This window comes from Gordonia sp. N1V, assembly GCF_029269935.1.
Taxonomy (GTDB): domain Bacteria; phylum Actinomycetota; class Actinomycetes; order Mycobacteriales; family Mycobacteriaceae; genus Gordonia; species Gordonia polyisoprenivorans.
Window position 1 is genome coordinate 1 of sequence record NZ_JARJDD010000110.1, and the last position, 361, is coordinate 361.

A 361-nucleotide genomic window follows, 5' to 3' on the forward strand; every position below is an offset into this window, starting at 1 on the left:
GTCAGGTCGCCGTCGGGGTCGAGGTGCGCCAACACCCGCGCCCCCAAAATCCGCAAATCGGACGGGGTGTGGGTGCGGGCGAACCCGGCCATCGTGGCGTCGGCCGAGATTTTCTCGTCGAACGGGACTGCCGCGGGAATGCGGTCCAACACGTCGATCACCACCGCCGCATGCGACGAGCCGACCAACGGGTTGTTGTGGACCTGGTCGGCGGACAACCCGGCACTCGGCGGCGAGTTGCAGAACATGGGTGCCATCACCGAAGCCACCGCCCGAATGTTGTCGTGTGACACCACGATCACGAAAATCATGCTCGATCCCAACGGTGTACCGCTCAGTGTTGGCGAGGCGAAACGCTTCT

At 64.3% G+C, this 361-nt stretch carries 1 pseudogene; it reads right to left on the bottom strand.

The features are described from left to right. Positions 1-311: pseudogene (locus tag P3L18_RS28340) on the bottom strand (hypothetical protein); the annotation flags it as partial. Positions 312-361: the final 50 nt, after the last annotated feature.